At 51.6% G+C, this 23,410-nt stretch carries 31 protein-coding genes; 10 read left to right on the forward strand and 21 right to left on the reverse strand.

The annotated features are described in order from the left end of the window. Positions 1–2 precede the first annotated feature (2 nt). The gene (locus tag EVJ23_RS06015) at positions 3–1,250 is read right to left on the reverse strand and encodes a GAF domain-containing protein (RefSeq protein ID WP_131464807.1); all 1,248 of its coding nucleotides are present in this window, start codon (positions 1,248–1,250) and stop codon (positions 3–5) included. Between the two features lie 66 nt (positions 1,251–1,316). After that, positions 1,317–2,156, reverse strand: a complete 840-nt coding sequence (locus EVJ23_RS06020; protein WP_236633714.1) for a glycoside hydrolase family 191 protein — start codon at positions 2,154–2,156, stop codon at positions 1,317–1,319. A 108-nt stretch (positions 2,157–2,264) separates the two neighbouring features. On the opposite strand from EVJ23_RS06020, the gene EVJ23_RS06025 reads away from it, so the two are divergent. Beyond that, positions 2,265–2,660: an ion channel gene (locus EVJ23_RS06025; RefSeq protein ID WP_131464809.1), complete on the forward strand. Its 396-nt coding sequence runs from the start codon at positions 2,265–2,267 to the stop codon at positions 2,658–2,660. 11 nt (positions 2,661–2,671) lie between these two features. Here the strand turns inward: EVJ23_RS06025 and EVJ23_RS15285 are convergent, their stop codons facing one another. Genes EVJ23_RS15285 through EVJ23_RS06035 form a run of 3 tightly spaced genes read right to left on the reverse strand, consistent with a single transcriptional unit; the run spans position 2,672 to position 4,310 of the window. Next, on the reverse strand, positions 2,672–2,824 hold the full coding sequence (locus tag EVJ23_RS15285; RefSeq protein WP_021065921.1) for a hypothetical protein: 153 nt from the start codon (positions 2,822–2,824) through the stop codon (positions 2,672–2,674). Between the two features lie 47 nt (positions 2,825–2,871). Next, on the reverse strand, positions 2,872–3,711 hold the full coding sequence (locus EVJ23_RS06030) for an aminoglycoside 6-adenylyltransferase (RefSeq protein ID WP_131464811.1): 840 nt from the start codon (positions 3,709–3,711) through the stop codon (positions 2,872–2,874). Then, positions 3,708–4,310 carry a pentapeptide repeat-containing protein gene (locus EVJ23_RS06035; protein ID WP_131464813.1) on the reverse strand — a complete coding sequence of 201 codons (603 nt, stop codon included), beginning with the start codon at positions 4,308–4,310 and terminating at the stop codon, positions 3,708–3,710. The genes EVJ23_RS06030 and EVJ23_RS06035 overlap by 4 nt, the downstream gene beginning before the upstream one ends. Positions 4,311–4,364: 54 nt before the next feature. Between EVJ23_RS06035 and EVJ23_RS06040 the strand changes: the two genes are divergently transcribed. Next, complete coding sequence (locus EVJ23_RS06040; protein ID WP_131464815.1) at positions 4,365–4,820, forward strand: NUDIX hydrolase; 456 nt, start codon at positions 4,365–4,367, stop codon at positions 4,818–4,820. Here EVJ23_RS06040 and EVJ23_RS06045 read toward each other — a convergent pair. Then, positions 4,815–5,492 (reverse strand): YjjG family noncanonical pyrimidine nucleotidase, encoded by a 678-nt coding sequence (locus EVJ23_RS06045; protein ID WP_131464817.1) that lies wholly within the window; start codon positions 5,490–5,492, stop codon positions 4,815–4,817. The two genes, EVJ23_RS06040 and EVJ23_RS06045, sit on opposite strands and share 6 nt — an antisense overlap. Positions 5,493–5,564: 72 nt before the next feature. Between EVJ23_RS06045 and EVJ23_RS06050 the strand changes: the two genes are divergently transcribed. Further along, positions 5,565–6,413, forward strand: coding sequence for a GNAT family N-acetyltransferase (locus tag EVJ23_RS06050; protein ID WP_161567017.1), 849 nt, complete (start codon positions 5,565–5,567; stop codon positions 6,411–6,413). 92 nt (positions 6,414–6,505) lie between these two features. On the opposite strand, the gene EVJ23_RS06055 is transcribed toward EVJ23_RS06050, so the two are convergent. The 3 genes from EVJ23_RS06055 to EVJ23_RS06065 form a co-directional block, all read right to left on the reverse strand. Beyond that, positions 6,506–7,456, reverse strand: coding sequence for an alpha/beta hydrolase (locus EVJ23_RS06055; protein ID WP_070329269.1), 951 nt, complete (start codon positions 7,454–7,456; stop codon positions 6,506–6,508). Positions 7,457–7,636: 180 nt separating this feature from the next. Further along, positions 7,637–8,398, reverse strand: a complete 762-nt coding sequence (locus tag EVJ23_RS06060) for an HAAS domain-containing protein (protein ID WP_070329270.1) — start codon at positions 8,396–8,398, stop codon at positions 7,637–7,639. Then, positions 8,367–8,720, reverse strand: coding sequence for a PadR family transcriptional regulator (locus EVJ23_RS06065; RefSeq protein WP_070329271.1), 354 nt, complete (start codon positions 8,718–8,720; stop codon positions 8,367–8,369). The genes EVJ23_RS06060 and EVJ23_RS06065 overlap by 32 nt, the downstream gene beginning before the upstream one ends. 166 nt (positions 8,721–8,886) lie before the next feature. Between EVJ23_RS06065 and EVJ23_RS06070 the strand changes: the two genes are divergently transcribed. Then, a complete protein-coding gene (locus EVJ23_RS06070) occupies positions 8,887–10,344 on the forward strand; it encodes an aldehyde dehydrogenase family protein (RefSeq protein ID WP_131464822.1) in 1,458 nt (485 codons plus the stop codon). Between the two features lie 40 nt (positions 10,345–10,384). Here EVJ23_RS06070 and EVJ23_RS06075 read toward each other — a convergent pair whose 3' ends face one another. From EVJ23_RS06075 to EVJ23_RS06090, 4 genes are all read right to left on the reverse strand, one after another. Further along, positions 10,385–10,723 carry a zinc ribbon domain-containing protein YjdM gene (locus EVJ23_RS06075; RefSeq protein WP_070329273.1) on the reverse strand — a complete coding sequence of 113 codons (339 nt, stop codon included), beginning with the start codon at positions 10,721–10,723 and terminating at the stop codon, positions 10,385–10,387. A 66-nt stretch (positions 10,724–10,789) separates the two neighbouring features. Next, on the reverse strand, positions 10,790–11,302 hold the full coding sequence (locus EVJ23_RS06080; protein WP_131464824.1) for a GNAT family N-acetyltransferase: 513 nt from the start codon (positions 11,300–11,302) through the stop codon (positions 10,790–10,792). A gap of 113 nt (positions 11,303–11,415) precedes the next feature. Continuing rightward, a complete protein-coding gene (locus EVJ23_RS06085; RefSeq protein ID WP_070329275.1) occupies positions 11,416–11,745 on the reverse strand; it encodes a four-helix bundle copper-binding protein in 330 nt (109 codons plus the stop codon). 81 nt (positions 11,746–11,826) lie between these two features. Further along, positions 11,827–12,438, reverse strand: coding sequence for a protein kinase family protein (locus tag EVJ23_RS06090; RefSeq protein WP_131464826.1), 612 nt, complete (start codon positions 12,436–12,438; stop codon positions 11,827–11,829). Between the two features lie 151 nt (positions 12,439–12,589). Here EVJ23_RS06090 and EVJ23_RS06095 point away from each other — a divergent pair, with 151 nt between their 5' ends. The 4 genes from EVJ23_RS06095 to EVJ23_RS06110 all read left to right on the forward strand — a co-directional run bounded on the left by EVJ23_RS06095 (position 12,590) and on the right by EVJ23_RS06110 (position 17,251). Then, positions 12,590–13,486, forward strand: coding sequence for an aldo/keto reductase (locus EVJ23_RS06095; RefSeq protein WP_070329277.1), 897 nt, complete (start codon positions 12,590–12,592; stop codon positions 13,484–13,486). A gap of 287 nt (positions 13,487–13,773) precedes the next feature. Next, positions 13,774–15,036 (forward strand): hypothetical protein, encoded by a 1,263-nt coding sequence (locus tag EVJ23_RS06100; protein ID WP_236633488.1) that lies wholly within the window; start codon positions 13,774–13,776, stop codon positions 15,034–15,036. 14 nt (positions 15,037–15,050) lie between these two features. Beyond that, on the forward strand, positions 15,051–16,286 hold the full coding sequence (locus EVJ23_RS06105; protein WP_131464828.1) for a hypothetical protein: 1,236 nt from the start codon (positions 15,051–15,053) through the stop codon (positions 16,284–16,286). Positions 16,287–16,396: 110 nt separating this feature from the next. Next, the gene (locus tag EVJ23_RS06110) at positions 16,397–17,251 is read left to right on the forward strand and encodes a pirin family protein (protein ID WP_201739221.1); all 855 of its coding nucleotides are present in this window, start codon (positions 16,397–16,399) and stop codon (positions 17,249–17,251) included. Positions 17,252–17,276: 25 nt separating this feature from the next. Here EVJ23_RS06110 and EVJ23_RS06115 read toward each other — a convergent pair whose 3' ends face one another. The 4 genes from EVJ23_RS06115 to EVJ23_RS06130 form a co-directional block, all read right to left on the reverse strand. After that, positions 17,277–17,525: a hypothetical protein gene (locus EVJ23_RS06115; RefSeq protein WP_233589656.1), complete on the reverse strand. Its 249-nt coding sequence runs from the start codon at positions 17,523–17,525 to the stop codon at positions 17,277–17,279. 70 nt (positions 17,526–17,595) lie between these two features. After that, entirely contained in the window at positions 17,596–18,375 is a 780-nt protein-coding gene (locus EVJ23_RS06120) for a CPBP family intramembrane glutamic endopeptidase (RefSeq protein ID WP_131464832.1), read from the reverse strand. Positions 18,376–18,492: 117 nt separating this feature from the next. Further along, the gene (locus EVJ23_RS06125; RefSeq protein ID WP_131464834.1) at positions 18,493–18,813 is read right to left on the reverse strand and encodes a hypothetical protein; all 321 of its coding nucleotides are present in this window, start codon (positions 18,811–18,813) and stop codon (positions 18,493–18,495) included. A 56-nt stretch (positions 18,814–18,869) separates the two neighbouring features. Continuing rightward, positions 18,870–19,394 carry a GrpB family protein gene (locus EVJ23_RS06130; protein ID WP_070329282.1) on the reverse strand — a complete coding sequence of 175 codons (525 nt, stop codon included), beginning with the start codon at positions 19,392–19,394 and terminating at the stop codon, positions 18,870–18,872. Positions 19,395–19,549: 155 nt separating this feature from the next. Between EVJ23_RS06130 and EVJ23_RS06135 the strand changes: the two genes are divergently transcribed. Further along, entirely contained in the window at positions 19,550–20,092 is a 543-nt protein-coding gene (locus EVJ23_RS06135) for a TraR/DksA C4-type zinc finger protein (RefSeq protein WP_070329283.1), read from the forward strand. Between the two features lie 62 nt (positions 20,093–20,154). Here EVJ23_RS06135 and EVJ23_RS06140 read toward each other — a convergent pair whose 3' ends face one another. The 3 genes from EVJ23_RS06140 to EVJ23_RS06145 form a co-directional block, all read right to left on the reverse strand. Next, positions 20,155–21,141, reverse strand: a complete 987-nt coding sequence (locus EVJ23_RS06140; RefSeq protein WP_070329284.1) for a M23 family metallopeptidase — start codon at positions 21,139–21,141, stop codon at positions 20,155–20,157. A 166-nt stretch (positions 21,142–21,307) separates the two neighbouring features. Then, complete coding sequence (locus EVJ23_RS15175; RefSeq protein ID WP_141737250.1) at positions 21,308–21,496, reverse strand: hypothetical protein; 189 nt, start codon at positions 21,494–21,496, stop codon at positions 21,308–21,310. After that, entirely contained in the window at positions 21,496–22,293 is a 798-nt protein-coding gene (locus EVJ23_RS06145; RefSeq protein ID WP_131464836.1) for a GNAT family N-acetyltransferase, read from the reverse strand. The genes EVJ23_RS15175 and EVJ23_RS06145 overlap by 1 nt, the downstream gene beginning before the upstream one ends. A gap of 68 nt (positions 22,294–22,361) precedes the next feature. Between EVJ23_RS06145 and EVJ23_RS06150 the strand changes: the two genes are divergently transcribed. Further along, positions 22,362–22,829, forward strand: coding sequence for a GNAT family N-acetyltransferase (locus EVJ23_RS06150; protein ID WP_131464838.1), 468 nt, complete (start codon positions 22,362–22,364; stop codon positions 22,827–22,829). On the opposite strand, the gene EVJ23_RS06155 is transcribed toward EVJ23_RS06150, so the two are convergent. Beyond that, positions 22,810–23,397, reverse strand: coding sequence for a GNAT family N-acetyltransferase (locus tag EVJ23_RS06155; protein WP_131464840.1), 588 nt, complete (start codon positions 23,395–23,397; stop codon positions 22,810–22,812). The two genes, EVJ23_RS06150 and EVJ23_RS06155, sit on opposite strands and share 20 nt — an antisense overlap. Positions 23,398–23,410: the final 13 nt, after the last annotated feature.

The following is a 23,410-nucleotide window of genomic DNA, read 5'->3' on the forward strand; positions in this document are numbered from 1 at the left end:
ACTCACACCCCCTTCTGGATCAAAATCCCTTCGATCCGATCATAAATTCGTTGACGGTTCTCCTCACTCGTTCCTGGGAGCAAGAGTAACAACTTGTTTTCGTCTTGGTCATAACCGACGATATCAATCTCTCGCAAATACGAATGCACGATCGCTTCAATACTTTCGAGCGAGACCGGTTCATAATCGAGCGCATACTCGAGTACGATGAACGGTTGATCGTGATGAAGTTTCTTTTGTTCTTGAAGCGCCACTATCTCGATGAACGCCTCTTTCTTGTAGAACGATGTGCCCGGGTAGCGCTTCTCGTGCTGCTCTTTACGAATCAAGTTTTGCGCGTTTGTGATTCGCGTCCCGATCCACGAGAACAGGATATTTAATACGTGGAGGTCATCTGTCGTCAATTTCCGGAGCGGCAGACGCTTAATGACGACAACTTCACGCGTCTCTCCGTCAATCACGATCGGAGCGAGCAACATCGGATCCGTGTCGTCATCATCGAGTTGCCGTAACATCGTCTCTTGGACTTGGAAGAAACGTTTGAACATGCTCGACGCCTCATCTAAGAAAATGGTTTGTGGAAACTCTTTCTTCTCGGCTTGGCGAATGATTAGACGCATCGACTTTTGCGATCGATCGACATGATAGATGGCGACGTCGCTCGCCAAGAAATATTTTTTAAGCAAACGAATCGTCTCGCTACGAATCAATTCAGGATGTGGCAGGTCAAGCGAGACAGCTAGTTCGTACAATTGATTTAAACTGTATTCCGATTGAAGTAATTTTTGACGAAGGGTCGTTTGCGAAGTGTTGAGTAAATCGACGGTCTCTTTCAAATACGTGTTTTCATCTTTCAGTTCTTCGTTGCGAAACTGACTGATTTCATAACGCTCTCGAAATGAAGTGCTAAACAAGCCGACGATGACAGTGAGTGCGAAGTAATAGAAAAGAGTGAGAAGTGAGTTTGTATCGTAGAACAGTAAGAAGATATCGCCTCCGACAAGTCCGGTGTAGAGGACTTTGTACAGAAGCAAGACGGCGAAACTGATCAACCCAAAGGTTGTTCCGTAACGTAGCGCGAACAAGATGGCGGCTACATAAAATAGGTTCAAATCATTTTGAATCGTCCCTAAATTGAAAGCTAAATCGATTCCGATCAATAGAGTGAACACGACAAGAATTTCGGCCCACTTAATCCACGGGCGGTCTTGAGCATATAGAATGATAATCCCCTCCCAACGATTAGTCACAGCTTCATAACACGAATGTCATGCTTACTTATTTGGCGCTCGCAGCAAATTCCCCTGCTAATTATCTTAATTCCCTTCCTGAAAATCCCATGTATCATAATAAGTGGGTTCATGATAATGGATAAACCCGTTCGCTTCCGCCAAGTCTCGACTAATAGCTTCCTCTTGGTCCGAAACAGTAAGTACTGCAATCCCATACTGTTCTTGAATCACATTCATACGGTCCAACATTTCCATCGACCAAGAGTCCGATGTAATCTCCGAATAATTGAACCCTTCCCACATGAACCCGTCCACGTATGGAGCGCTCGTTCGTTCAAGCGTTTCGATTCCCCAATTTTGTACAATCGGGACCCCAGGGTAAGTCTGCTTAATCGCTTTTAAAAATGCTTCTAATCCGTTCAATTGCTCAGTCAAGTCTTCGGGATAGTCGAGGTGTACATCGTCGATATCTCCAACCGTGTCTAAAAAGATACCGTCCAAGTGTTTATTGATGACTTGCTTTTGAATCTCGCGCATCAAAATCTTCCGAAAATGGTCCGAACTGATATCTGTCAAATAGGAATCCCATTTCGGAAAATAAATCCGCTCTCCGTCCCGGTAGAAAAAATCGTCTTGTTTCATTTGACCGATCAGTTCCCGATTCCACGTGTCCGCTTCCATCACGTTTATATAGCCGAGCACTTTCGTGCCGTTCGAACGAATCGCTTCAATCTGCTCCGGTGTATACCAAATCGGTTCGATGATCACGAGATCATACCGGGTCATATCCTCGATAATCGCCTCGGTCGGAATGTTGTAAAAAATTTTGTACGAGCTGATTTTATCAAAATTAAATGGCGTCTTCGTGGTACATCCACCTAGCAGCAGAAGCAGCACTAAACTCGTCAACCTAAAGCGTCGCACACGGACACCTCCTTGTCGCAGAATCCTTCATGGTGCAATTAGGTCCGTTTGACGTCAATTGTTCAGGGAAACAACTTAGTATGACTTAGCAAAAAAGGAGAGATGAGGATGAATACGATTTTACTGACGGTTGCCCTCTTATTCGTCGGACTGAACGTATATACCTTCTTCCACCGACAGACGTACCGGCAGACCGGATTTGACGGCCGATTATTTAGCCACCTTTTCATCAGCTTGTTAGGTGTGTTGATTGGGTTTGCCTTAGTTTATTACGTGTTGTCGTGGGACGGGATCATTCTCGTCACGTCACTTGAGACGATGACCGCTGTCGAGCCATCATGGCAAAACCTGCTCTATTTCAGCGGCGTCACGCTTCTATCAATCGGATTTGGTGACTTACTGCCGGTTGGGCCGGCCCGTCTGTTCGCCCTACTCGAAGCGGCAATCGGAATCTTGCTCCCGACCGCGTTTTTCGTAAAATCGATGTACAAAAAAGAAGACTGACAAGCAGTCTTCTAGCGTCCAGTGATCAATAAGTACAAATTGAATGCGACGAGTCCAAGCGGAAATAAGGCCACGACAACGATTGGCCATTTCTTCGTCCGGATGCCGACAAATAAGAGTAAACTCCCCACTAGGAGCGCGATGAACGTCGTATACGGATTCAAGCGTCATTCCCCCTTCTATAGAGGGGGTTTCCCGACTCGGCTAAAAACTAATCGTTTGAAGTCCAAAGCGTCGAAAAAGCGTCACGAATCCGCTTGGACTCGTCGTCCCGAAATGAGTTGCCACTTTTCTCCGAAACACGCCGACTGAAGACGCAGAACTGCTCGACCAACGTTTCAAACGCGGCTGCAATCGCCGCAGGATCCGCGACCGGGTATGTCCGTAAGTATGCTTGCCAAGCTTGATTTGATAAGTAGTTCACCAAAGCGTCCCCAGATTTCCCGATATTCGAGGAAAAGCCGGTCCTATATCCGACATCCCACGCCATCATCTGTCGGAGCATGTCTCGCATGATCGTCACGTGATCGAGCGCATACAGCAGTTGATTGCGCCTTAGTCCTTTCACGACATACAATGATACCCACCAAAACTCGTTCCAACACGACGCATAGTCAAACGCGCTCGGACGTTTGACTCGGTACGTCTCATCGCTCGGCACAGGACGTCCTGACGTGTCATCTTTATCGAGCATGACGAGACTGAGCGAATCTTCCGCAATCGCCTCCTGCACGACGCGAACAGGACGAACGGTCAGATCGATCCGATGACCGGCTGCAAACTGGACGAGAAACGCAAACCGCTCGTATCTTGTTTGAGACGGTGACTCGTCCGGTGTCTGCATGATCAACACCTCGCCGAACCGATCGATCCAGGATTGATCCGTTATGAACGATGATACGTCCAGAACGAAAAACGTGACATCTACATCTTGAAACCGGTCTGGGGAAACGTGCGGATTGACGAGCGATCCGTTCAACACCATGATTCGGATGTCTTCCCGCTCCTCCGCCAAAGCGAGTAGCTGCTCGAGCACCTGGTTATTGTTCATTCGACGATGGCCCCGAGCGAACGGGCGACTTGGACCGCCTGCATGACGTCGAGTTTCGTCTTTTTGAGCGTAACGTCCGTGAAATCGACCCCGTCCATGTCAGCACCTATGAAGTCGGCAGCCGTACAGTCCGCATGCTGCAGGACGGCACGTGTCAACGCAGCGTTCGTCCAGCGCGACTCCTTCAAGTCCGCGCCGTACAAATCAGCCTCTACTAGACGAACATCCGACCAATCCATTTTTCGGAGCGGTGCGTGACGCAAATTGACGAACGACCAGTCGCCCCCACGAACGGTCACGCCCTCAAACGTACACGACTCGAACGAAGAACCTGTCATCTTGCATTGATCGAACTCACTTAAAAACAAATTCGCCCCATTGAATTGACAGTTTAAAAACGAACTGCCGACGTGGCGCGATGCGTTCCATTTCGAGTCGGTAAAGTCACAGTTGATGAAGCGGCACTGCTCGGTCTCGAACTCGGTCGCGTCGATGTACGTGAACCGACAGTTCTCGAACGTCGTATGTGAAAGTTGAAGGTCACGGAGCGTCTCCTCTCGAAAATCTTCTCCCTCATAGACTGCATTTGATTGAAACATGTCCTGCCTCCTTGGCGTATACTGATTGTAGCTAAAGGAATGGAGTGATGAAAGATGGATATCGTATTTCCGACCGATCAAGGCACGTTCAACTACCGCGTCGCCGGCATCTGGGTCCAAGATGGTCGTTTGCTCATTCATCGGAACGCGAATGATGACTTTTGGGCATTGCCGGGCGGCCGCGTCGGCATCGGCGAAGAAGCCGAACTCGCTTTGATGCGCGAACTGCAAGAAGAGCTCAACGCGACACTGACGGGAACGACGTTCGCTTTCGTCTCCGAAAATTTCTTCACGTACTTAGAACGCACGGTTCACGAGATCGGCATGTATTTTTATGTATCGGGTGACCTACCGCTCCGGACCGGGGACTTTCACGGACCAGAAGGAGATCAACTCATCTATCGTTGGCAGCCGCTCGAGTCGCTCCGTGAACTGAGACTCTTCCCGGAGACGCTCTATGCGTTGCCGCAGTCGCTCCCACCACACTTTATCGACCGCCGAGCCTTATAAAATCGATTTCAACTCGTTCAAATCTTGAATCTCATACGTCGTCTCGACCGTCGCCGCAACCTCATGCGGGTTGTACCAGCACGTATCGAGGCCGTACATGCGTCCTCCGGCGATGTCCGCCGTCAGCGAGTCACCGACGATGAGCCCACGCTCTGGTGACACGTTCGGGACACGGTCGAACACGTAATCGAAGAACGGTTTCATCGGCTTTTGCGATTCCGTCGCGTCGGAGACGAACACGTCCTTGAAATACGGGAGCAACCCCGACGCCTCAAGCCGCTTGAACTGTGTCTCTGTCACACCGTTCGTGACGATATAGAGCGGATACTGTTCACTGAGCGTTTGCACGAGTTCGAGTGCCCCGTCGATGATGTGCACCCCGTCGTGCAAATGGTCTCGATAGCGCTGTTCGACTTCATGCGCATCGATCGTGATGCCGAGCGTGTCGAACAGTTGCGTGTGGCGGCCCATCAAGACGTCTTCCCGTCCGACCTCACCGCGTTCAAACGCGCGCCATAGCCCGTTGTTGATCGTCACGTATTGTTGTTTTAACGCATCGGTCATCCGGACGTTATGTGAGGCGAGCAATTGCTCCAAGGCGACGTGCTCGCTCCGTTTAAAGTCTAGCAACGTATCGTCGACATCAAATAAAATAGCTTCATACCGTTTCATAATTTGAATTACCCCTCTCTGCCTCTAATGTACAGGAACAGGCCGAGAAGTTCAAAACAAGGAGTGAGTCCCATGGCTAAACGACCGATCACCAATCTCGAGTATTCAGATAAAGAACGTGAATCATTTTTCTACTTGACCGATGAAATGTTCGGCATCGATTTTCGCGGATGGTATTTGGATGGAGAATGGACCGACCGCTATCGCTGTTATTCGTTGACGTTCTACCGGAACATCATCTCGAACGTCAGCATGAGCCGGATGACCCTCGTGACGGACGGAACCGCTCGTGAGATGTATCAAATCGGGACGGTCATGACGGACGAGGACCGACAAGGACAAGGACTCGCCACCCGCGTCTTCAAGCACCTCTTCAAACAACATGACGCCGATGGATTGCCTTATATTTTAGCTTGTAACGAGGGCCTCGAAACGTTTTATGAGAAGCAAGGGTTCACTGTCCAACGCGAACCGGAGCTATTTGTCTCCGTGTCGGGCTCGGCGCCCCCGCTCGAACACGTCGACGTCGACGCCGAGCGGTGGCGTCGGTTCAAACTGGAGTCGCTCCCGTACTCACCCCGGCTCTATACGACGGACGACATGCATATTTGGATGTTCAGTTTCTATCAAGGCCTGAACGAGGACGTCTATCGCTTCGACGACGTGCATGTCATCTATTTTATTGAGCGCACGCGTCTGCATTTGTTCGCGGTACTGTCGCCTCGGCCTGTCGATATGCGTGACGTCGTGGCACGGCTCTCCTTTGATGGAATCGCGGAAATCGTCTTTGAATTCACACCTGACTTGCCCGATGTCGAACGACGTGCGGCACGTGCACGTGACGGACAATGGATGATCCGCATGAGTGACGGCCACCTTTTCCCGGAAGGCTGTCGCTTCCCGAGTTTATCGAAAGCATGAAATAACGCGCCTTGCAACAGAGTCTGATGGTGCGAGCGTACTCATAAGAGAAGAGGACCGTTCCGACAATAGGTCAGAATGGTCCTCTTCTCTTATCCAAGAATATTTTTTTGGTTCTCAAACGCTGTTTTTAAACAATGAGCCGCCTCTTTCACCGCCCGTTTCGCCTCTGGGACGAACGCATAGTAGTTCGTGAAGCCGTGGATCAGCCCCCCGTAATTTTTATACGTCACCGGGACACCGAGGCTGATCAATTTGTTCGCATAAGCCCGACCGACGTCACGGAGCGGGTCGTACTCGGCCGTCAGTAGTGTCGTCGCAGGCAGTTGTTCTAAGCGATCGGACAAAATTGGCGACGCATACGGATGTGTCAACTCATTTTCGTCATTAAAATATTGCTGCTGGAACCAACGGATCAACCCTTCGTCAAGCAAGTAGCCGGTAGCGTAATCAATCAAAGATAACGGCAAGTTCTCTTCGGTCCCGGTCACCGGGTAAAACAGGAGCTGATGAACGAGTGACGGCCCCCCGCGCTCACTCGTAATCAATGCGCTGACCGTGGCGAGCGTCCCGCCGGCACTGTCGCCGCCGACGGCGAGTCGTGACGCATCTACGTTTAATTCCGAAGCGTGTTCCCCGATCCAAACGAGTGCATCGTAAGCGTCTTCGACCGGGGCTGGAAATTTATGTTCCGGCGCGAGGCGATACCCGACCGAGATGACGGTACAGTCCGCCTCGTTCGCGAGGGTGCGGCAAATCGCATCGTGTGTCTCGATGCTGCCGGTGACGTAACCGCCGCCGTGATAGTAGACAAGTGCCGGGGCGGTCGTTGCTCCTGACCGATAAATCCGAATCGGGAGCGTACGCCCTGGGAGCGAGAGATCCAAGTCCTCGACTTCGTGAACGTGCTCTTTATGCTGGAACCTCGTCAGCACTGCATCTTCCTGTCGTCTTAACTCGAGTGGGTTCATTTGCTCATATGTGGGTGACATCTGATTTTTAAATTGATCCAAATAAAATTGAATCGTCGGATTGACTGGCAATGGGAACCCCTTCTTTCTCTATTGGCGTACAGTTTCCTATTCCCAGCCGAACCCGTCATTAAGCAGACTCGCACACTTTTCGAAATTTAGAATGATAAAAGAATGCCAAGACGACACCGATAACGAACAAGACCGTCCAAGCGATGCCTAACAATCGAGCTAGCATCTATGACAAACGTCTTAGACTTCCTCCTGTTGATTCTTTTTCCACCAGACGAACATAACGATTCCCATGCCGACGAACAGAACCATCATTGAGAAAATCAACTGTTGTTCAAGCGGCAGGCTCGTTTGCGCGAACACATATTGCGGCACAAACAGTAGAAGTGGAATAATCAGATTGATCCACGTCTTCGTCCACACCGACACGATGACGAGTGTGAGCACTGCTAGCCCGAACAACACGAACTGCCCGACCGTCCCAAACGTGATCTTCGGTGTCTCAACGAGCAGGTCGAAAGTCATCAAGCCTAGGAATAGCGTCATCGGCAATGCACCGAGCGCGGCATACGTCAACCCAGTTTTCATCTTGCCGCGAGACGAACCGGTCGACATCTTACGGAACACTTGTGTCACGGCGAGTAAAAGTATGACGGCGACGAGTGGGAAGCCGATCAGTTGGACCGTCGAGAACGTCATCTCTCCTTGAATAAAGTTTCCGATGATGATGTAGGCGAATACGCTCGGAATGATCATGCCGACAACTTTCACTACCCCTTTCACGTCAAACGCCATCTCGCTCCCGAGTTGGCGCATATACGCCTCAGGGCTCTGTCCGACGACATCGTCTACGCTTTTCCCTGCTCGCTCCGCTTCTTCTAAATGGTCTTTCAATTCTTCGGTCACGTCCTTCACTTCACGTTCTGATTTCCCACTCGACATGAGATAGACCGCCAAATCATCTAAAAAATCACGACTCTTTTTCGAAAGTTCCACGTTCATTCCCCTCTCCTAGTACGCGGTCGACACCGCTCGACACATCTGCCCAACGCTTCCGGAACGCCATTAATTCCTGTTCCCCAGCTTCCGTCAATACGTAATACTTTCGTTTCGGACCTCCTGAAGGCAGAGGTTTTTGAACCGTCTCGACCCACCCCTCTTTCTTCATCCGTAACAGAACCGGGTAGATACTGCCTTCGCTCACCATCGTGAAACCGTACGCTTGAAGTTTCTCCGACATCTCATAGCCGTACGTCTCCCCTTTTGCGATGATGGCGAGCAGACACCCTTCGAGCAACCCTTTCAACATTTGACTCATCGCCATGGCGTGACCTCACTTTCTCCAAACTATCTTGTTATACATAATAGTAATGGAAGGTGATTTCAATTGCAACTACTTTGTAAAACAAGATAGTTGCGCATCGAAAGGTTTAATTTTTTAAATCAGGTGAATACTTCTTAAGGTGAAGAAAAAATAAAGGAGTGTTGTTATGCATACCGATTTTACAAAGATGTACATTAATGGCCAGTGGGTAGACGGTTCGAGCGACAAGTCGATCGACAACGTCAACCCGTTCACGGACGAGAAGCTGTTCTCGATTCGGTCAGCAGACGAGTCCGATCTCGACAAGGCGTATCAGGTAGCTAAGGAAGCGCAAGGCGAATGGGCGGTCATGCTACCGCAAGAGCGCCGCGCCCTGATCGAGCGGTTCGCTGAACTGACGTTACACTATAAAGACGACATCATCGACTGGCTCGTGAAAGAGTCAGGCAGCACCCGCATCAAGGCAGAAGGTGAATTCGCTGCCTCGATGGCAATCATTAAAGAGGCGTCGACGTTCCCGTTCCGGATGGACGGTCTGATCAAACCATCGATCGTACCGAACAAAGAGAATCGGGTCTACCGGAAGCCGCTCGGCGTCATCGGCGTCATCAGCCCATGGAACTTCCCGTTCCATCTCGCGGTCCGTTCGATCGTCTCGGCGCTCGCGACCGGCAACACCGTCGTCGTCAAACCAGCGACGGCGACACCGGTCACAGGCGGGCTCCTGTTCGCTTCATTGTTTGAAGAAGCCGGGCTTCCGAAAGGCGTCTTGAATATCGTCGTCGGTCGCGGCTCTGAGATTGGCGATGCCATCGTCGAACACCCGATCCCAAAACTCATCTCGTTCACGGGATCGACCGAGGTCGGGAAAGGCATTGCCGAGAAGGCCGGACGTCTGTTGAAGAAGACCGCGCTTGAACTTGGTGGCAACAACGTCTTCGTCGTCCTAGACGATGCTGATATCGACCGCGCTGTCGAGTCGGCCGTCTACAGCAAGTTCTTCCATCAAGGTCAGATCTGTATGTCGACGAACCGGATTCTCGTCGCCGAATCGATTCATGACACGTTCCTCGAACGGTTTAACGAACGCGTTCGCGGTCTTAAATTCGGAAATCCGAATGAAGCCGATACACAGGTCGGACCACTCATCGACCATGATCAAATCGATCGTATCCTCGACCAAATCGATCAGACGGTCAACGCCGGGGCGACGCTCCACGTCGGTGGCAAAGCGAACGGCAACGTGCTCGAGCCGACGGTCCTTAGCGGTGTCACGAACGACATGCCGCTCGCCAAAAATGAGATCTTCGGACCGGTCGCCGTCATCTTGTCATTCAAAGACGACGAAGAAGCGCTCCATATCTCGAACGAACTCCCATATGGTCTTAGCGGCGCCGTCCACGGTTCAATTTACCGGGCGACCGAGTTTGCTCGCCGCGTCGAGACCGGGATGATCCACATCAACGACCAATCGGTGAACGACGAGCCGCACTTGCCGTTCGGCGGTGAGAAAGACTCAGGGCTCGGCCGCTTCAACGGCGAATGGGTGCTCGAGGAGTTCACGACGCTCCAATGGGTATCTGTCATGCATGAACGCCGTGAATACAAGCCGTTCTTCTCGTAATACAAAAAACTGTTTCGGTCCGTGGACCGAAACAGTTTTTTCATAGTTTCTTGACGAATTCTGACTTGAGCTTCATCGCGCCGAACCCATCGATTTTGCAATCGATATCGTGATCACCGTCGACGAGGCGGATACTTTTCACTTTCGTCCCTTGTTTGACGACGAGTGACGTACCTTTCACTTTCAAGTCTTTGATGACCGTGACCGCATCTCCATCTTGGAGCACGTTCCCGTTCGCGTCTTTAACCTCAGCGTCCGCCTCGGCCTCGGCCGCCTCGCTCGGTGACCACTCGTAAGCACATTCCGGGCAGACGAGCAAAGCGCCATCTTCATAGACGTAGGCCGACTGACATTTTGGGCAATTCGGTAGTTCTGTCATCTTGATTCCTCCATTCGATTCACTGTTGCCAGTATACCGTATTTCAGAAATATCGATAGACAACATTTAGCCTTCTTGCGGTGTTTCGGGACCTGTCAAATCCAATTGATAAAATGACAAGTCGAGCCATTTTCCAAATTTGTAGCCGGCTCGTTTGATCGTCCCTGAATGAACGAAGCCCAATTTTTCATGCGCTTTGATACTCGCGATGTTGGCAGCATCGATTCCGCCAATCATCGTCTTATAGTTACGCGCTTCCGCGATGCGGATTATTTCACGAAGCAACTTGTTGCCGACACCTTTGCCGCGATAGCCCGGATGAACGTAGACAGAGTGTTCAATCGTGTAATGGTAGGCTGGCCATGGACGGAACGGGCCAAACGTGGCGAAACCCATGACGACGTCGCCGTCTTGCCAGACGATGACGGGGTGTCCGGACGCTTTTTTATCTTCATACCAGGCGACTCGATTTTGAAGCGTCACCGGTTCATAGTGATAGACGGCAGTACTGTTGACGATGGCGTCATTGTAAATATGTAAGACGGCTTGAAGGTCGTCACGACGGCAATTACGGATCATACATACACCACTTTCATGAGTTTTCTTCATTATACGTATCTCGCTCTCAAAACACACGTCGCGACGCATTTTCCACAAAAAAAGGTCAGCCGCGTCGACTGACCGTATTCCGCTCAAGCTGCTAAGCGGTCGCACATCGAAGCGCATTCGAAGCAAACGCGCGCACACTCTTGGCAGTGCTCGTGCTTATGTTTTTCGCACTCTTGGGCGCACGCCTTACACATGACCGCACAAGCCCGTGCGAGTTCGGGCACGAACGCCGAATCCCGTGTCATCGCCTCGGCGAGGAACGAGCACATAGCGGCACATTCGCGGTCGAGCCGGATGCAATCGACCATCATCTTCACATCGCGCTCTTCAAGACACGATTCAAGACAGTAGTTACACGTCTCCACACAGTCATGCAACGTTTCGAGTTCATTCGCATAAATTCGGTGAGCCATTCGGACGTCCTCCTTTTTAAGTGACACGACAACGATACGTTACTGTTGTTCCCTAATCGCCAAAAGAAAAACGACCTTCGACTAACGTCTCGGATCGTTGACAAACGTGCGGTATAAATAGGCGATGCCGTTCAACAGCCGCTCGGAATATCGTTTCGGCACGAAGCGGAGCCGGTAGAGCCGATACATCCGTTTCAAGTCTTCCCATTGATGGTCGATATGTTGCCCTTGCCGGAACCGGGCCAAATCGATCAAATAGATGCGGCCTTGCGGACTGAGGATGATGTTGCGCAAATGTACGTCTGACGGGGTAAGTCCAAGCTGCCGCGCTTTAATCAGCGCCTCGTCGACTTGCTCGATGTACGCCGCATCAATCCAAATCCCTTCGGTCAAACACTCAAACAGCGTCTTACCTTCGATATAATCGATGACGATATAGTTCGGCCCGACTTCGTACAAATATGGGAACTGGGGCAGCCCTTCGAGCGTACGATAAATCACGGCTTCTTCCGCCGCGATTTGAGTATAGCCCGGGAAGAACACTTTGATGACGAGTCGCGTGTCTTTCACGCGAAATACGGCGGCGCTCCGTCCGATCCCATGCAGCTCGAGGTCTTGGTGATAAGCGGTGGCACGCGTCTCGTGAACGTCTTGTTCGAACGACACGTCCGCATAAATTTCATAACGATTCATGAAGAACTCCTCTTTCTGTTTGTCTCTCGTCTATCATAACGGATTCCGTCACGATTGACCCTGTTTCAGCATCCCTGCTCGCGCGCAGAAAGTGACGCTGTTGGACAATACCCGTATAATGAAAGCGACAGACAATTAGGAGGAATCGATTATGCAACGAATCGCACTAACGGAAGACTTATCGTTCTCACGCATCATCCACGGAATGTGGCGTCTCGCCGAATGGGAGATGAGCCCACAGGAGCGTCTCACGTTCATCGAGCAATGTATCGAGCTCGGCATCACGACGTTCGATCACGCCGACATTTATGGCGGGTATACGTGTGAAGGATTATTCGGAGAGGCGTTGCGCCTCAAACCTTCGCTTCGTGACCAAATCGAAATCGTGACGAAGACGGGCATCAAATTGACCGGCTCATTCAACCCCGGCCAAACGCTCAATCATTACGATACGACGAAAGCGCATATCATCAGCCAAACCGAACGTTCTTTGAGCGAGCTCGGGATTGACCAGATTGATACACTTTTGATCCATCGTCCCGATCCGCTCATGGATCCAGATGAAGTCGCCGAGGCGTTCATCACGTTGCAACAGAGCGGAAAAGTTCGGACGTTCGGCGTCTCGAACCACGCACCGTCGACACAGCAACTGCTGCAGTCACGGTTACCGTTCAAACTCGTGACGAACCAGCTCGAGCTCTCGCCGATGCAGTTGAAACATTTCGAAGATGGTTCTGTCGACCTATGTCACGAAAAGCGGATGCCGCTCATGGCCTGGAGCCCGCTCGCCGGAGGCCAGTTATTCTCTGCAGACGACTACGCGCCACTTCGTGAAAAGCTTGAAGAGATCCGCGTCCGTCATGACGCTAGCGGTATCGATTCAATCGTCTATGCTTGGTTGCTCAAACATCCGGTCAATATCATGCCGATCATCGGCTCTGGGAAAATTGAACGAGTCCGCACTGGCGTCGACGCACTTGAAATTGAGCTCAGCCGTGAAGAATGGTTCGAAATTTTGAAAGCTTCACGCGGTCGCGACGTCGACTAAAGGAATATAAAAACCAATAAATACCTATAAAACCCATACTCCATTTCAACGTTTTCCGTTCGTTTTTTAGCAATGACGCTATATCAAGGTTCATTCGTCAAAAATCGACAACGTTCAAATCGAGAAATTCCATTTCTTATCCATAAGTGTAAACCGGACCCGCTCAGTTCAAGTCGAGCGGGTTTTTCGCTTTTTTATTAAAAAAACACATTAGTTTTCCTAAGACTAAAGTCACAAAAAATTGGTGCTAAAATGATGAAAGTTATTCATCGAAGGAGTGCACCGCTGTGAAAAAGTACCTGCTTTTCTGTACGCTTGCCATTTTGTCATTCCTATTTGGATGTGAGGAAGAACATGCTTTTCGTTTACATACAGCTCCAGAGTACTATCAAGGTCGCGCCACGCTTCCTTCGGGGCAACAGATCGAGATGACCGAGTCCGACCGGACGAACGTGCTCGATGCTTGTTATCCAGAAGATGCGATCACGAACGTTCCCGCCGGCGACCGCCGTTTAGTCGGAACGGTCACGTTGACGCAGCCGTTGACGACGACAACGTCAACCGAAGCGTTCCCGACCGCTACATTCTTTGAAGTGGAGAATCAGTCTTATGTGCAATGTCAGGCAGGCACAATCACTTATATCAAACAAGTCGCATCCGTTCCCGACAGTCTCACCGCTTTTCAAGACTTGTCCGTCACTTATCCGTCCATCTCGAAACTGCGAAACGCTCAACCGCACGAACGACTTCAATTTCTAAACGAGATGGACAAACCGGTCGGCAACGAACCGTATCCTCTCCGGACTGCTCTCGAGCAAACGCTCGTCCACGTGACGATGCCGTTCAACGGTTCATATGAGTTCACATTCGAGTCAACGGACACGGCCGAGACCCTCGTGGTCCCTATTGATCTATCTTCTAGACAGCCGTTTCTCTCGATTGGATTTGGTACCGAGTCGGCTGATGGCGAACAGCGCTACGGCATTTACACCTCGTCGAACCAAGAGCTCTATCACGATGTAGTCCGACCACCTGACGCGACGTTCGACCGTTTTCTAGGAGTCCGGCAAGCAAGTGCGCTCCCATCGACACTCGTAGCGAACGAACGCTATCCGTTGTTCAGCTTCTCGTTCACCCGCGATGGAAAAGCCCATAAACAAGTCGTGTCGATCACCTATAAAGAAGAAACCTTGTTGCGCGGGGATAGCTTGAAGAACAAAATGCGCCAACAATTCGACCACCGCCGGCACGTCGTCTTTCACGAGCTCGCCTTGATCGGTACGGAATCGAAAGACGAGCCGTTTTTAAGCCACGCCACAGCTGACGATACGCAATTCATCTTCAATGCGATCGAGCGCGCGAAAGCCGTCTCGAAAGCCGGCACACCTGCCTCGACCCCTTATTTGACCGTCTTCGAAGGCATATGTGCACAAACGTTCGACGTCAGCTATGAAGGAAATGACGTGTTTTTGACGAATACGAAGACTGGGTCTCATTTCCAGCTACTCCGCGACGATGCGGCCAAGTGGCAGGCCCAATTCATGGAGTAAAGGGGGCAAATGGCGTGCGAACCATCGGCATCACAACGTTGCTCATGGCGACAATCATCTTGACCGGTTGCACAGAACAAGAGTCCGCGCTCGACCTCAAAGTTCGCCCCATCCTATTCGACGGCTATCATTATGAACCGGACCAACAGTCGATGCAGCTCGACGAAACGGAACAGATTGCCGTGCATACGATTTGTGACGACACCGGCGCGATTTTCCTCCCGAACAGCACCTTCGTCTATGACGGGACGTATCGCAGTTTTTCACGCTTTTCGTCAGATGTGGCGTCTCCCTTGACGAGCATGACAGTGTTCCATGACGACGAGGCGACATACGCCTATTGCCAAACCGACGCCAGCCAATACATGAAACAAATCGATCCCGAACGCTTCTCGATTGCCCGGCGTGAAACGGCTGCCGAGCCCATAAGACCTCGTTCACTGAGTAGATCCGATGAGGTGCATCAAGCGGTCAAAAGCAATCTTGAGGACGATCTCTTTTTCGAAGTGATGCCTTTCACCTCACCGTTTGTTACGCTGCACTCTCCTCTCTTCGCCTCACTCGCTCTAGAAGTGAAGACGCAGGACTCGTCGACGACATCTTTTCACCCATTTGACCCGAACATGAAGACGATGACGCTGTCGCTTTATCTCGTCAAGATGGACGGGGTTGTCCAACCGCTCTTGATTCGATCTTCTGAAAACAACATGGCATACGGGTCGCTCGATTCTGTTCCAGATGGCGGCATCCCGACACTTTCAACCGTCTATCCGTTGCCTGACGAACTCAAGTTCGGAGAAACATACCCGCTTTGGGAACTGTCTTATGATGTTGGCGGGGAAACGGTGAAACAAACGATCTCGCTCTCCTATGAACCGCCGGTGATGATGACACAGTCAGAAGTCGACGCAGCAACAACAGAAGAAGTCGAGGAAGCGACCATCGGTTATTTCCATAAGACGTCGCTCTCCGGTAAGACCGAACTTCATCATTTGGACGCCATCCAGACGACCACTGCCGACGGAGAAACGCTTAAACAGATGCTGCAGCGGGCCGAACGCGTCAACCGGAACGGTGAGGCGGCCGCATATCCGCTATTCACCTTGGCCGAAGGCGTTAAGTCCCAAACGTTCGACGTGACGCTCCATGAACGTTCCAAAAAGACGGACGTCTATGTCACGACCAAAGGTAACCACTACAAACTCAGTTCCGAGGACAGCGCCACCTGGCTGTCGCTCGCCCCTTATTGACAGACGGTCTCCTGGCCGTCTGTCTTTGCACGTTCAGAGAGCAAAATCACCCGTTTCTAGATCGTCCATGTGCGACAATGGAGCCAAACGCTTTCGAAGGAGATGGTCTGATGACGAGACGATTTGACCGCGATGTCGCCGCACACTGGCAAGTCGCGTATAAACAGAACGGCTATCCGCACGTCCAACAAGGGTGGGTGTTACCCCCGGAACGAAAAGACGAGTTCGACCCGTTTATTTTAATGGCCGAGGATTGGTTCAAGCGTGGCACGTTCTCTGACCATCCGCACCGCGGGTTTCAGACAATCACGTACGTCATCGACGGTCGGCTCGAGCATATCGACAACCATGGCGGTCATTCGGTTTTAGACGCCGGTGACGTTCAATATATGAACGCCGGTTGGGGAGCCCGGCATGCCGAGGAAGCCGTCGATGACGACTTGATCCATACGCTGCAACTATGGCTCAACTTGCCAAAATCGCTCAAATCGACGACGACATCCTATCAGAACGTATATGTCGAAGACGCCCCGGTCGTACCGGTCGACGGCGGGCAGGTGCGCGTCTACTCCGGCGACGTCGCCGGGGTAACGGGGCCGATGAACAGCCTCGTGCCGATCACGATGAGCGAAATCAGTCTGAAAGCCGGTGCCGTCTACGAGCACGTCTTGCCGACAAACCATAACGGATTCGTCTACGTGCTCGCCGGTTCAGTCGAGCTCGGCACGTCGGCGACCCCGCTCGCGAAAACGCACGTGGCGACGCTCACGTACGACGAAACAGCAGACAGCATGAGCGCAATCCGCGTCAAAGCGACGTCACGGGCCCGCTTGCTCGTCTACTCAGGACAGCCGATCCGTGAGGACTACATCGCCCATGGTCCGTTCGTCATGAATACCGAGGACGAGATTCGCCAAGCGTTCCGCGATTATCATGCCGGTAGTTTTGGACCCCCTGCACAATAACAAAAAGCCACGCGGCAGCGTGGCTTTACTTCGTTTTATCCGGCATGAGTACCGTCTGCTGGGTCGGAACCCGACCGATCGGTACGGTCCGTTCGACGAGGACGTATCGTTTCCCGTCCACCTCAAACTTCCGGTCGCCGAGATAATGGGCCGACTTGCCGTCCTCATAGAGTTTCGTCAAAATCGCCGGCACGTATTGATTCAAGTCCGTGTGATGATCATCGAGCGTCATGACGATATTGCCTTTGCTGTATCCCATCCACTGGTTCGACATGAAAAACATTAAAGAAATCACTCCGATGATCCCAATCACTAAAATAACCGTTTCCATCCAATCCCTACTTTCAACGTTTATGAAATTGCTCGTCGTAACGACGGGCCAATACGAGCACGAGTCCAATCAAAAGTACCGATGAGATCGCCGGAATGAAGTCCGGCAACGCATCCCCGGCGCTCAAAAAATCGAACGTTCCGTGAAACAGGATAGCCGGCCAGATGCTGAAGTCAGCCTGAACGGTCAACCAGCCTAAAAAGAAGGAGCCGAAGATAAGTCCAATCGTCCAACCGGCAATCATGAACACCGACATGTCTTGAAAATCTGGGTCGTATAAAAAGACGGGCACATGCCAAAGCGCCCAAACGAGCGCGACCACGAGCGTCGCCGGTCGGACCGCCATCCGTTCTGATAGTGTCGGCAGCAAATACCCGCGCCACCCGCTCTCCTCACCAAACCCGTATGTCGCCACCCAAACGAGCCATAACACAAACGGCGACCAGTCCGGAAGCTTGTCGTTGGCAAACCAATTCGAACTATTTGAGACTTCCGGCATCATACTGACGACGAGGACACCGATTGCGAAAAACAAAACGGGTAGAGACACGGCGAGTAACGTCCAGCGAATCGTCAAGCGGCCATAGGCGCGCTCAAACAATCGACGACACCCTGACGACCCATCCGTCCAAGCCGTCGTCAGCCATGCCGCGACGAGCGGTCCGAACGCCCCAGCGAAATGCAGCAGCGAAGACGAAGCACCGGTCGAGCGGACAAGCCAGATGTTCAGACCCCACCATGACCATGACCACGCGAACGTGAACACGATAAATAGCACGAGGCGCCGCGTCATGACCCGTCTCCCCTTTCTAAAGGTGCTTCACGACGATTTGACGTTTCGCTTGAAAGCCGACACGTTCTTAAAACGTGGCGGCTTCTTCGTCAACCGAACTAGTGGGGCGCAAGCGCATCATAAACCGCCCCCAGTGTGCGTGCCGTTTCGGTCTTCCGTGACCCCGTGTGGCTTTTCATCACCACGCAACACGTGGTTCGAACTGACCGTCGCTGTTCCGTTCAACCGGCGCTGAATCGGACGGGCGAGAAAATAGCCGCCGAACAACGAAGCCGGAAACACGAGAACGGCTGTCCCTAAGACGAGATAAGTATAACGTTGAATCTCTTCCGTTGCCGGGACGAACTGATGGACCCCATAGCGCAAGCCAAAGAATAATCCGATGAATACGAGCGCGACAAACGAGTATTCGATACATTTCCCAAGAAATTGCTTCACTTTATCTCCCCCCTCAACTTGTTATCTATCGTTACGAGATGAAGCGAGAAAAAGTTTCATTTCTGTTGCTGGGACAAATACCAAAGCGTCGCCACTCGCTCCGTTTCGGACACCCATTCTTGTTTTCCTTGGATGTAGCTTTCGATATCTTCCGGATGTTGGCTCGCGAGCTGTTGTTTGAGAGCGGCATATTCGGCACGTACGTCCGGAAATGCCATCAAGTAGTCTCGAAAGGCCAAATGCCGGACGACCCCTTCGTCCCCTTCCTCGAAGACGTGGACATGGACCGTCCGCACGTCCGCACCTTTGGCGAAGAAGCGCCGTCTCGGAATACCGTGCTCGCCGAAACTGCGATAACCGAGGGCCTCCATGTGACCGATCAATCCATCGACGCGTTCGATTTGGCGAACGACCGGCATGATATCGATGATCGGTTTGGCGTCAAGACCCGGGACAGACGTGCTGCCGATATGATGAATCACAATCAGTTCACCGTCGAGCAATCGTTCGAGCCTGCTCGACTCGTCCTCAAACTTTTCCGTCCATGCTGTATCGTATTCCACAACCTCAACTTTTCTCATGTTGCTTCCTCCTTATTCCACGACAATTGACACTCATTGTCATCATACCCGTTTTCTCAAGTCTTTAGAAATCCGCTTTGCCGACAGAAAGGTTTGTCGCGTCGCAAAATGGGAAATGCTTATACTAATGAAATCAGAACTGGAGAGTGGACCGTATGTTGACACAAAAACAAATCGATACGTTCAAAGAACGTCTACTAAAAGAGAAAGCCAAGACCGAAGGGTATCTGGAAAATCGTGAAGAAGTTTACGACGAAGGAGAGTTGTCGCACTATGACAACCATCCCGCCGATTCGGGAGAAGAGCTGTTTTTACGCGAACGTGACCACGCACTCACTGAACTCGACGAAGAATTTTTAACGGACGTCGATAAGGCGCTTCTCGCCATCAAAAACGGGACGTACGGAAAATGTGAAGTGTGCGGGAAAGAAATTGAACTCGATCGGCTCGAGATCATCCCAGAAGCGACGCTTTGCATCGAACATGCACGTGAGCAGGAAGAACAAGAGCATCAAACAGACCTCGATCGTCCGGTCGAAGAAGATGTCCTCAATGCGTCTGAGACGGCTGCCCATAAACAGCTCGACGGAACAGATGACGCCGGGCAAAGTACTGACGCCTTCAGCCAAGTCGAAGACTTCGGAAGCTCGGATACAATCGCCGACACCAAAGGCAATCACGATCCAACCCGCGAATGAACGAGAGCCGCTGCAATGCGGCTTTTTTTGCGCAAAAAAACACGACGCTACGCCGCGTCGTGTCAATAAACCGCTTTGATTGGTGATGTGCCGCCGAGTACTTCCGCTACGTCCATCGGATTGACCGTATTGCCGGCCGAACTTGACGAGTAACCGTATTTTCCTTGATGCACCTCGAAATGTAAGTGAGGACCCGAAGAGTTGCCCGTGTTGCCGATTTGGCCGATGCCTTCACCTTGAAGCAACGCTTGGCCTTTCTTCACTTCGATTTTATGCATATGAGCGTAGACGGTCGTCCACTTCTGTCCGTTCAAGTCATGCTCGATGAAGACGTGCTTGCCGTAAGGACCGCTCGTCTTGACGTCGATGACCTTACCGTCAGCCGCTGCGTGAATCGGTGTCCCGACTTTGGCGGCGATATCGATCCCGTTGTGGAACGTATAACCGAATTGTCCACTAGCAGGGCCGAACCCTTGTGACAGACGTCCCGTCGCCGGAATCATAAACTGATCTGGTGCGATGGCTGCTTTTTGCTTCTTCAAATCTGTTAATTGCGCAGCTTGTGCCTTCAACTGCTTATACGCTGCCGCATGTGAAGCCTTCGCCTGTTCCCGCTCGGCCTTCACTTCGGCCTGTTGATCACTCAATTCGTCTAACGCTCGAGCAGCTTCGGCTTCTCTCGCTTTTAAATCTGTCTCGGCTTTTTCGGATTCCGCCGCTTCCGCCTTCGCGCTAGGAAGGACAGACGACAGTACTTGTTTAAACAAAGACGTCTCTTCAGGGGTCGAAGCCGTTTCATACGCTTCGAGCTGAGTGCTTACTTGATCTAGTTTAGCTTGAAGCGCATCCGCCCGTTCATCGACCGCCTGCACGTGACGTTCCGCCTTTTCAACCGCTTGCTTTGATGCGCGAACATCACGCTCTATCTTCTGAAGAGACTTCGTCGTCTTGACGAGCTCTTGCGGGGTAAGTTGATCTGCTGAGGCCGACGCCGGACCATTCAAAACGAGTACGCCAACACCGACAGTTAGTAAAAGTTGTTTCCACATATATTGATAAAACCTCCAAATAGGATGATTCGCTAGCTATATAAAAAGCTACAAGTGCGAATATAGCATCCCTACCTGAAAAGTTCAATATATGAAGCATTTCATTTATATGTCTAACATTTCAAAACGGTGAGCAAGCACTCTCACAAACTTCACGAATAGTTCATCACCGTTTGTCTCGCTTCATTTTTAGGACGACAAAGACAATACCCACAGCAGTTATAAACGTCACCGACGGGCCCCCGAACAGAAAGACACGGTCGATTGAAGGAGACAAGTTCGTCGTCAATCCGAGAATCGTGAACAAGTTTCCGACGATGAGACCGACCATCAACATAGGAAGAAGACGTCTCATCAGACACCTGTCTCGCGCTTCACCATCTCAAACTGGGCGATGGCATCTTGTTTGAACCCGAGCGTTCGCGCCGCCTCGATCAATTCAGGACGATCCGACGTGAGCGTCAACTTGATCGGTCCATTCGCTGCGGCCGCCCGCAGGAGCCATTCCGCATCCTCATCCCGGCCGAAAATGTCGAGGAGGACGCCTGACCGGAACAAGAGCGCCCCTGTTTTGTCGCCTTCTGTGATCCGGACGAGCTCGGCTCGTTGCTGGGTTGTCCGCGCGTCCGTTTGCCAGATCGGCCGGTGCGATGCCGACGGGTAATAGCAATCGAACAGCGTCACGATCGGTTCGATCGCGCGTGTCGCTTCCGTTTCGGTCGGAACGGAGTCGAAATAAAAGATTTCGCGCACCGTCTCGTACCCGAGCCGCTCGTACAAAGCGAGTGCCGCGTCGTTGCCTTGGATGACTTCAAGTAGACGTGTCCCCGTTGCCTGCTCGTCAAAACGGCGCATCAACTCGCGGGCAATCCCTATTTTTCGAAACGCAGGGGAGACCGCCAGACCACCACAACGCGTGACCCAACCTGTCTCTAAATGGGCCACCCCACTCAAGACGACACCGACCGGACGTCCGTCCGCATACGCGACGATGGAGCGTGACGGTTGATTTTGATCCCGGACGAGGAAGGTCGATTCGAATCCTGCCGCATCCATGTCAAAGCGAATTATGTAATCAGAAAACCCGTCCATGAAAGCTTGATACATGTCGGATAGTGGTGCATTTTGTTGATACGAGATCTGTTGGTCCATAGTTGGTCCTTTCCCATTCATTTTTTGTATACTGAAAGTGCGCTACTTCTAATGAGGGAGGAATAACGATGTCATCCGTCACACTCGAACCGCTTCAAGACAAACACTGGCCCGTCCTCGAGACGTTCACGCTGCCGCTCGATCAAGAGAAATATACGACGTTGCCAAAAGATATCGACTCGATAATTCCGTACGGTGTGCACCCCGTCGTCATTGTGAACGACATACCCGTCGGCTTCTTTTTGTTGCACGACACCGAGCGCGTCCAATCGTACACGGACAATCCGAACGCCTTGCTCTTATCGATTTTTTCCATCAATCATCCGGCGCAAAACAACGGGTACGCCAAGTCGGCGCTTCAGCAACTACCTGAATACGTCCGCCACCATTTTTCTGACAAGCGACAAGTCGTCTTGTCCGTCAATTTAAAAAATGAGGCGGCGTTCGCACTCTATCAAACTGTCGGATTTAAGGATACGGGACGTCGTATGACCGGACCCGTCGGCGAACAACGAATCATGTCGCTGACGGTTTGAGTTCATCGGGCAGCATCGCGTAGACGGCTGTATCGGTCAGACGAGCTCCATCAGCGGACAAGTCGTCGTTCCGCAGTATGCCTTCAAGTTGAAACCCTAGACGTTCTGGTATCATCCGGCTGCCCCGGTTCGTCGACTCACAACGGATCTCGATCCGTTTGAATCCGAAATGTGTAAACCCGAACCGCGTGACTGCCTCGACCGCTTCGCCCATGTATCCGTGTCCGGTATGCATTGAATGCAGCCAGTACCCGATTTCTGCCTTTGGAACGTCCCAGTCGATGCCTTGCAGACTGACCGTGCCGATGAACGTTCCCGTGTCTCGTAAAAAGGTGAGATAGCGAAAACTCTCCCCTGTTACATAGAGTTCGTGGGCACGTCGTAAATTGATCTCGGTCTCTTCTAACGTCGGGACCGTCTGCGCGAACGGCAACCACTGCCGGAACTCCTCATGCGAATCCCGAATCGCCGCATTCACGACATGCTCGTCTCCACTCAGCCGTGGTGCCCGCAATCGTAAGCGCGCCGACTCGATCTCGAGCGGTGTTACTGGATGTACAACTTCCATCTCGTCACTTCCC

Source organism: Exiguobacterium sp. SH1S1 (assembly GCF_004337245.1).
Lineage (GTDB): Bacteria > Bacillota > Bacilli > Exiguobacteriales > Exiguobacteriaceae > Exiguobacterium > Exiguobacterium aurantiacum_A.

Excerpts from the sequence above, each read along its gene's own strand:
- EVJ23_RS06025 (WP_131464809.1), top strand. The coding sequence starts at position 2,265 with ATGAATACGATTTTACTGACGGTTGCCCTCTTATTCGTCGGACTGAAC.
- EVJ23_RS06030 (WP_131464811.1), bottom strand. The coding sequence starts at position 3,711 with ATGAACAATAACCAGGTGCTCGAGCAGCTACTCGCTTTGGCGGAGGAG.
- EVJ23_RS06035 (WP_131464813.1), bottom strand. The coding sequence starts at position 4,310 with ATGTTTCAATCAAATGCAGTCTATGAGGGAGAAGATTTTCGAGAGGAG.
- EVJ23_RS06040 (WP_131464815.1), top strand. The coding sequence starts at position 4,365 with ATGGATATCGTATTTCCGACCGATCAAGGCACGTTCAACTACCGCGTC.
- EVJ23_RS06045 (WP_131464817.1), bottom strand. The coding sequence starts at position 5,492 with ATGAAACGGTATGAAGCTATTTTATTTGATGTCGACGATACGTTGCTA.
- EVJ23_RS06050 (WP_161567017.1), top strand. The coding sequence starts at position 5,565 with ATGGCTAAACGACCGATCACCAATCTCGAGTATTCAGATAAAGAACGT.
- EVJ23_RS06060 (WP_070329270.1), bottom strand. The coding sequence starts at position 8,398 with ATGAACGTGGAACTTTCGAAAAAGAGTCGTGATTTTTTAGATGATTTG.
- EVJ23_RS06065 (WP_070329271.1), bottom strand. The coding sequence starts at position 8,720 with ATGGCGATGAGTCAAATGTTGAAAGGGTTGCTCGAAGGGTGTCTGCTC.
- EVJ23_RS06070 (WP_131464822.1), top strand. The coding sequence starts at position 8,887 with ATGCATACCGATTTTACAAAGATGTACATTAATGGCCAGTGGGTAGAC.
- EVJ23_RS06075 (WP_070329273.1), bottom strand. The coding sequence starts at position 10,723 with ATGACAGAACTACCGAATTGCCCAAAATGTCAGTCGGCCTACGTCTAT.
- EVJ23_RS06080 (WP_131464824.1), bottom strand. The coding sequence starts at position 11,302 with ATGATCCGTAATTGCCGTCGTGACGACCTTCAAGCCGTCTTACATATT.
- EVJ23_RS06085 (WP_070329275.1), bottom strand. The coding sequence starts at position 11,745 with ATGGCTCACCGAATTTATGCGAATGAACTCGAAACGTTGCATGACTGT.
- EVJ23_RS06090 (WP_131464826.1), bottom strand. The coding sequence starts at position 12,438 with ATGAATCGTTATGAAATTTATGCGGACGTGTCGTTCGAACAAGACGTT.
- EVJ23_RS06095 (WP_070329277.1), top strand. The coding sequence starts at position 12,590 with ATGCAACGAATCGCACTAACGGAAGACTTATCGTTCTCACGCATCATC.
- EVJ23_RS06110 (WP_201739221.1), top strand. The coding sequence starts at position 16,397 with ATGACGAGACGATTTGACCGCGATGTCGCCGCACACTGGCAAGTCGCG.
- EVJ23_RS06115 (WP_233589656.1), bottom strand. The coding sequence starts at position 17,525 with ATGTCGAACCAGTGGATGGGATACAGCAAAGGCAATATCGTCATGACG.
- EVJ23_RS06120 (WP_131464832.1), bottom strand. The coding sequence starts at position 18,375 with ATGACGCGGCGCCTCGTGCTATTTATCGTGTTCACGTTCGCGTGGTCA.
- EVJ23_RS06130 (WP_070329282.1), bottom strand. The coding sequence starts at position 19,394 with ATGAGAAAAGTTGAGGTTGTGGAATACGATACAGCATGGACGGAAAAG.
- EVJ23_RS06135 (WP_070329283.1), top strand. The coding sequence starts at position 19,550 with ATGTTGACACAAAAACAAATCGATACGTTCAAAGAACGTCTACTAAAA.
- EVJ23_RS06140 (WP_070329284.1), bottom strand. The coding sequence starts at position 21,141 with ATGTGGAAACAACTTTTACTAACTGTCGGTGTTGGCGTACTCGTTTTG.
- EVJ23_RS15175 (WP_141737250.1), bottom strand. The coding sequence starts at position 21,496 with ATGAGACGTCTTCTTCCTATGTTGATGGTCGGTCTCATCGTCGGAAAC.
- EVJ23_RS06145 (WP_131464836.1), bottom strand. The coding sequence starts at position 22,293 with ATGGACCAACAGATCTCGTATCAACAAAATGCACCACTATCCGACATG.
- EVJ23_RS06150 (WP_131464838.1), top strand. The coding sequence starts at position 22,362 with ATGTCATCCGTCACACTCGAACCGCTTCAAGACAAACACTGGCCCGTC.
- EVJ23_RS06155 (WP_131464840.1), bottom strand. The coding sequence starts at position 23,397 with ATGGAAGTTGTACATCCAGTAACACCGCTCGAGATCGAGTCGGCGCGC.